Source organism: Streptomyces sp. SID1328 (assembly GCF_009865595.1).
Lineage (GTDB): Bacteria > Actinomycetota > Actinomycetes > Streptomycetales > Streptomycetaceae > Streptomyces > Streptomyces griseoluteus.
Map to the genome: position 1 here is coordinate 1 of NZ_WWKH01000995.1, position 6,339 is coordinate 6,339.

General features: G+C 69.0%; 5 protein-coding genes, 1 tRNA gene and 1 pseudogene. 1 reads left to right on the top strand and 6 read right to left on the bottom strand.

Annotated features, from left to right (window positions below):
• The 3 genes and pseudogenes from GT030_RS32115 to GT030_RS32125 form a co-directional block, all read right to left on the bottom strand.
• A pseudogene (locus GT030_RS32115) lies at window positions 1-300 on the bottom strand (sel1 repeat family protein); the annotation flags it as partial.
• Window positions 301-505: 205 nt separating this feature from the next.
• Window positions 506-579 (bottom strand) — tRNA-Met (locus GT030_RS32120).
• Window positions 580-622: 43 nt separating this feature from the next.
• Window positions 623-3,499, bottom strand: coding sequence for a UPF0182 family protein (locus tag GT030_RS32125; RefSeq protein ID WP_202460831.1), 2,877 nt, complete (start codon window positions 3,497-3,499; stop codon window positions 623-625).
• Between the two features lie 157 nt (window positions 3,500-3,656).
• Between GT030_RS32125 and GT030_RS32130 the strand changes: the two genes are divergently transcribed.
• The gene (locus tag GT030_RS32130) at window positions 3,657-4,205 is read left to right on the top strand and encodes a PPA1309 family protein (protein WP_135789710.1); all 549 of its coding nucleotides are present in this window, start codon (window positions 3,657-3,659) and stop codon (window positions 4,203-4,205) included.
• Between the two features lie 106 nt (window positions 4,206-4,311).
• Here the strand turns inward: GT030_RS32130 and GT030_RS32135 are convergent, their stop codons facing one another.
• From GT030_RS32135 to GT030_RS32140, 3 genes are all read right to left on the bottom strand, one after another.
• A complete protein-coding gene (locus GT030_RS32135) occupies window positions 4,312-5,409 on the bottom strand; it encodes a PDZ domain-containing protein (protein ID WP_161204096.1) in 1,098 nt (365 codons plus the stop codon).
• Window positions 5,410-5,459: 50 nt separating this feature from the next.
• Entirely contained in the window at window positions 5,460-5,633 is a 174-nt protein-coding gene (locus tag GT030_RS35970) for a hypothetical protein (RefSeq protein ID WP_167387891.1), read from the bottom strand.
• A gap of 144 nt (window positions 5,634-5,777) precedes the next feature.
• Window positions 5,778-6,239 carry a molybdenum cofactor biosynthesis protein MoaE gene (locus tag GT030_RS32140; protein WP_161204097.1) on the bottom strand — a complete coding sequence of 154 codons (462 nt, stop codon included), beginning with the start codon at window positions 6,237-6,239 and terminating at the stop codon, window positions 5,778-5,780.
• Window positions 6,240-6,339: the final 100 nt, after the last annotated feature.

The window sequence follows — 6,339 nt, forward strand, 5'->3', positions numbered from 1 at the left end:
GGCCTCGTCGGCGTACCCGCGCTGGTGCAGCAGGACGCCCAGGTTGTTGGCGGCGGGGCGGTCACCGGCGGACGCGGCGGCACGGAGCTGGGGTTCGGCGGCGTCGAGGTCGCCGCGGCGCAGCAGCATGGCCCCGAGGATGCTGGCGGCCTCGGCGTCGCCGGTGCGCGCCGCCATCCCGAGGCGCACCTCCTCGGCGTCCTCCCCCACCTCGTCCACGTCGCGGGACGGTTCCTCACCCGAAGGCTGCACAAATCGCCCTGTCTCGAACAGAGTTGCCTTGTCCCCCATAACGTCCATCGTCGCACCACCTGCAACCTGGGTACACCCGGTGTACCGCAGCCCGTGAGGTCACTTCAGCGTTTTGTCGACATGCCCACAGAGAGACAAGTCAAACACAGTTGGCCCAACTCCGGGCGGCGGCGCGGCCGATGAAACACGCAGCACATGAGTTCGCACATCACGAAGGCCCGGATCTCGATGAGATCCGGGCCTTCGTTTTCAGTAGCGGGGACAGGATTTGAACCTGCGACCTCTGGGTTATGAGCCCAGCGAGCTACCGAGCTGCTCCACCCCGCGCCGTTGTGTGTACAACTCTAGCACGGCGCGGGGGCGGGTCCGGTCAGTCGCCGCTGGTCCGGGGCTTGTCCGCCGCGGACTGGGCGTCCTCGGCCTTCCGGAGCGCGTCCTGGAGGTCCTTCTGGGCCTTGGCGTAGGCGTCCCAGTCCGGGCCGGACTTCAGGGCTTCCTGGCCCGCGTCGTACGCCTTCTGCGCGTCCTCGAGGGCCTGGCGGACCGTCGGGCTGGTGGACGCCGGCGGTTCGGTGGTGCCGGACTGCGGCGGCTCGGAGCCCTTGACCCCGAAGACCTTGTCCAGCGCCTGGTCCAGGGTGTCCTCGAAGGCGGTCCGGCCCTCGTAGGTCACCAGCACCTTGCGCAGCAGCGGGTACTTCAGCGTGCCGCCGCGCACATACACCGGCTCCGCGTACAGCAGGCCGCCGTCCAGCGGGACGGTGAGCAGGTTGCCGTACTCCACCTGGGAGTGACCCCGGCTCAGCAGGCTGATCGTCTCCGCGATGGACGGTTCGGAGTTGAACTGGCTCTGCACCTGCTTGGGTCCGTCGACCGTGGTGCTCGTCGGCAGCTTCAGGATTCTGATCTTGCCGTAGTCGCTGGCGCGCGGATCGGAGTCGACGGCCATGAACGCGCTCAGGTTGTCCCGGCCGTTCGGTGTGAAGGTCGTCGTCAGCGAGAAGACCTGCTTCTTCTGGTCCGGCATCTTCATGCTCAGGTAGTACGGCGGGACCGAGTCGCGCGAGTCGTTGGACGGGTCGTCCGGGACCTGCCACACCTCGCTGCCGCTGAGGAAGGTCTGCGCGTTGGCCACGTGGTAGCGGGTGAGCAGTTCGCGCTGGACCTTGAACAGGTCCTGCGGGTACCGCAGATGGGCCATCAGCTCCGGGCTGATGTCCGAGCGGGGCTTCACCGTGCCGGGGAACGCCTTCATCCACGTCTTGAGCACCGGGTCGGCGGAGTCCCACTGGTAGAGCTTCACGTCACCGGTGTAGGCGTCGACGGTCGCCTTGACGGAGTTGCGGATGTAGTTGACCTGGTTCTGCTGGGCCACCACCGCACGGGAGTTGTTGGTCGCGGTCAGCGAGTCGGCCGTGGTGTCCCCGAGCGTGGTGCGCGAGGCGTACGGGTAGCCGTTGCTGGTCGTGTAGGCGTCGACGATCCACTGGATGCGCCCGTCCACCACGGCCGGGTAGGCGTCGCCGTCGATGGTCAGCCAGGGCGCGACGGACTCGACGCGGTCCTTGGGAGTGCGGTTGTACAGGATGCGCGAACCGTCGCCGATCGCCCCGGAGTAGAGGATCTGCGGCTCGTTGAACGCCACCGCGTACGCCGCCCGGTTGAGCGGGTTGTCGAGGTTGACGCCGCTCTTTCCCTGGTAGCTGGTGGTCTTCTCGCCCTCGTCGTCGGAGTAGTCGATCTCCTTCTGGGGACCGCCGACGATGGAGTACGTGGTGGTCTTCTCGCCGTAGTACACCTGCTGCTGGTACTCGCCGAGGTCGCCCTTGGAGGGCAGGTTCTTCTCGGTGAAGACCGGGCGGCCCTTGTCGTCGGACTCGGTGCCCTTGGCGGCGACCACGCCGTAGCCGTGGGTGTAGCGGAAGTGGTCGTTGATCCAGTTGTTCTTCGGGATGCCGTTGAGGTTCAGCTCACGCAGGCCGAGGACGGTGTCCTGCTCCTTGCCGTCCTTGGTGGGGTACCGGTCGACGTCCAGGTTGGTCGGGAAGCCGTAGTAGTTCCGGATCTGCTGGAGCTGCTGGAACGTGGGCGAGACCACGTTCGGGTCCATGATGCGGATGCTGGCGGTCTGGCCGACCTGGTCGCGCAGCTTGGTCTTGTCGTCCGTGGCGGCCCTGCCGGAGTACTCGCTGACCTGGGTGTGGTCGATGCCGTACGCCTGGCGGGTCGCCTTGAGGTTCTTCTGGACGTACGGGGCTTCCTTGGCCTGCTCGTTGGGCTGGACCTGGAACTTCTGCACGATGGCCGGGTAGAGGCCGCCGATCAGGACCGCGGAGAGCACCATCAGGCCGAAGCCGATGACGGGGAGCTGCCAGGTGCGCCGCCACAGGGTGGCGAAGAACAGCAGCGCGCAGATGACGGCGATGAAGAACAGGATGTTCTTGGCGGGCAGATAGGCGTTGGCGTCCACATAGCGCAGACCCGTCCAGTTGCCGGTGGCCCGGAAGTCGCTGGACTTCACGGCGAGTCCGTACCGGTCGAGCCAGTAGGCGACGGCCTTGAGGGAGACGAAGACGCCCAGCAGCACCGAGAGATGACCGGTCGCGGCGGCCGAGGCGCGCGAGCCGGGGCTGGTGACGCGCAGTCCGCCGTACAGGTAGTGGGTGAGCGCGGCGGCGATCAGCGACAGGATGGCCGTGGCGAAGCCGAAGGCCAGCAGGAAGCGGTACCAGGGCAGGTCGAAGGCGTAGAAGGAGACGTCCCGGTGGAACTGGGGGTCCTTCTGGTGGAACGGCACGCCGTTGACCCACATCAGCCAGACCCGCCACTGCCCGGCCGCCGAGGCGCCGGCGATGAGGCCGACCAGCGCGGTGACGGCGAGCAGCAGCCAGGTCTTGTACGGCGCGATCCCCATCCGGTACCGGTCGAGGCTCTGCTGCTCCATCGACATGGCGCTCAGCGGGGGCCGCAGCCGGTGCGCGAGCCAGATGTTGAAGCCCACCGCGAGGGCCATCAGCAGACCGAAGACGAAGAACAGCCCGATCTTCGTCCACAGGGTGGTGGTGAAGACCGACGAGTAGTGCACCGACCGGTACCAGAGCCAGTCCGTCCAGAAGCCGGCGAACATGGTGAAGGCCATGCCGAGGGCGGCCAGGACGCCCAGGGTGACGAGCAGGGTCCTCACCCGCCGGGACGGGCGGCCCGCCCTGATCCGTGGCCCCGTCGGGCCTCCGCCGCGGTCCGGCATCTGGAAAGCCAAGGTGCGCACCTCGAAGTCGCTGTCGATCCGTCAGACCCTCGTGTTCGCGGGTCCCTGGTGGCCCCCTGTGATCGCGGGCCCCCACCTATGCAACTTACTCACGGTTTACTCGGTTCCCGATTTCGGCCAGGAACGAGGCAGGATTGTGACCATGTCCAACACTCCCATGGCGGCGAGCCCGCTCACCCGGGCCGTACTCGAGATCGACGAGTACGCGTCCGGCCTCGGCTGGGACCAGCCGGCCCGCCTCTTCGCCCTCGTCGACACCGCGCGTCTGCGCACCCAGGAACCCTCTCTCGCGGCCCAGCTCGGCCTGGACGAGGAGACCGGTGCCACCGGCTTCACCCCGATCGAGCAGGACGAGGTGCCCGCCGACAAGGCGCTCGACGAGTTCCTCGCCACCATCGCCTGGCCGGACGCGGTGGTCGGCTGCGCGCTCACCGTGGAGCGCCTGATGCTCCCCTCGTCCGTCGACACGCAGGTCCCGCAGGGGCTCAGCGACGCCGAGCTGGCCAAGTGGGTGGCCGCGCGTCCGGAGCGCCAGGAGGTGCGGATGACGGTGGCGGTGCTGCGGGACGGCAACCGCGAGTCGGCGATCAGGCTGCGGGAGAAGGATGCGGCGACCGAGGTGCTGACCGGTCCGGACCTGGTGCCGGGGCTGGCGGAGGCGCTGGCGGCGACGTTCGCCGACTGATCCGCCCGATTCGCGTACCGCTTACGCGCGCGGGGGCGCCCACCGGATCTCCGGGGGCGCCCCCGCGCGCGTGACGGGTGTGTCGGACGTGGTGCCTGCCGGTGTCTCAGCCCTTGGTGGTGCACTTCGGCAGGTCGGCGGTGCGGCCCTCGCGGATGTCCTTGAGGGCGTCGAGGGCGTCGCCGATCTTCTTCACCTTGACCAGGGTGAGGCCGCGCGGGGTGTCCTTGGCGGCGGAGGCGCAGTTGTCGGCCGGGGTCAGGAAGTACTGGGCGCCCTTGGCGCGCGCGCCGACCGTCTTCATCTCGATGCCGCCGATGGGGCCGACCGTGCCGTCGTCGTCGATGGTGCCGGTGCCCGCGACGAACTTGCCGCCGGTGAGGCTGCCCGGGGTGAGCTTGTCGTAGATGCCGAGCGAGAACATCAGGCCGGCGCTGGGGCCGCCGACGTCGGCGAGCTTGATGTCGATGGTGAACGGGAAGGTGTGGTCGGTCCCGGCGGAGATCCCGACGATGGCCCGGTGGGCGCCCTTGTCGTCGGAGTCGGTGGTCGTGATCGTCACGTCCCGCGTCCTGGTCGCCGTCCGGTGCGCCTTCTCGGCGGCGGCCTGCTCCTTGGCGGGGACGACGGTGAAGACCACCTTCTGGCCCGGCTTGTGCTTGGTCACCAGCTTCGCCACGTCGGACGGCTGCTTGACCCGGGTGCCGTCCACGGCCTTGATCACGTCACCCGCGTGCAGCCGGCCCTCGGCCGGGGAGTCCTTGATCACCGTGGAGACGATCACCCAGGACGTCACCGGGATGTGCAGCTGATTCAGGGCGGCGACCTTGGCGCTCTCCTGGGACTGGCTGAACTCCTCGGCGTTCTCCTGGGTGGACTGCTCCTCGGTCTTGCCGTCCGGGTAGAGCGTGTCGTGCGGGACGACCTTGGTGTCGTGCGCCAGCCAGCCGTAGACCGCCTCGACCAGGTTCATCCGGAAGTCCGCGCTGGTCACCCGGACGGTGGTCATGTTCAGGTGACCGTCGGCCGGATAGGTGCGGTGACCCGAGACCTGGAGCACCGGCTCGCCGTCGTGCTCCCCGAGCGTGTTCACGGTCGGCCCCGGGGACATCTCCGCGTACGGCACGGGGATGAGCACTCCCGCGCAGAGCAGCGCGATCAGCATCAGGGTGGACGCGAGCATCGTCGCGGTACGGCGTGGCATGGCACGACAGTACGGGACACGTGTGTCGGCGCCCCGTCAGGGCACCCCCGTCAGGCGCCGGGAGCGCCCGTGTGGGACCTCTCCATCGCCTCGCGGAAGCGCGCGTAACCGTCGAGCTCCGGCCCGTCGCCGCGGGTCCTGCGGGTCCGGTTGGCCCAGCTTCCCCACAGACCGGCCGCGACCGCGGCGATGAACGGAATCAGCAACCAGACGAGCACCGCCATGGCGACCTCCCAACCCCATGAGTGTCCGCTGCGAACTGAGTGATCAGCAGATTAACCATTCGCAGGGACAACGCTCACGCGCGGGGGGCGGTTACGCAACCGGAGCACCCGATGGGCCGAACGTCACCGCTCCGGTCACCGCCGTCAGCAGGCGCCGACCCATTCCTCGGTGCCGTCGGAGAAGCGCTGGTGCTTCCAGATGGGCACCTCGTGCTTGATGTCGTCGATGAGCTTCCGGCAGGCCGCGAACGCCTCGGCCCGGTGCGGGCACGCCACACCGACGACGACGGCGAGGTCCCCGACGGCCAGGTCACCCACCCGGTGGACGGCCGCCAGGGCGCGTACCGGGTAATCCGCGACGACCTTCTCCGCGACCCGCCGCATCTCGTCGGCGGCGGAGGGGTGGCAGGAGTAGCCGAGGGTGTCGACGTCCGCGCCCCCGTCGTGGTTGCGCACGGTGCCCACGAACAGCGACATCCCGCCCGCCGCCTCGTCTCCGAGCGCGGCGAACACCTCGTCCACCGAGAGGGGCGTGTCCCGGATGCCGATCAGCCTGATGGGGCTCGGGGCCGCCTGCTCACCGGGGTGTTCGTTCGTGAGTGCCATGTCTCCATGGTGCCGCACACCGGGGAAGGGGCGGACTACGGCGTTCGGCCGGGCGGGTTGCGGGCGGCCCGGCGGCCGGCGGGTCAGATGCGGCGCCGCG

Excerpts from the sequence above, each read along its gene's own strand:
- GT030_RS35970 (WP_167387891.1), bottom strand. The coding sequence starts at position 5,633 with ATGGCGGTGCTCGTCTGGTTGCTGATTCCGTTCATCGCCGCGGTCGCG.
- GT030_RS32135 (WP_161204096.1), bottom strand. The coding sequence starts at position 5,409 with ATGCCACGCCGTACCGCGACGATGCTCGCGTCCACCCTGATGCTGATC.
- GT030_RS32140 (WP_161204097.1), bottom strand. The coding sequence starts at position 6,239 with ATGGCACTCACGAACGAACACCCCGGTGAGCAGGCGGCCCCGAGCCCC.
- GT030_RS32125 (WP_202460831.1), bottom strand. The coding sequence starts at position 3,499 with ATGCCGGACCGCGGCGGAGGCCCGACGGGGCCACGGATCAGGGCGGGC.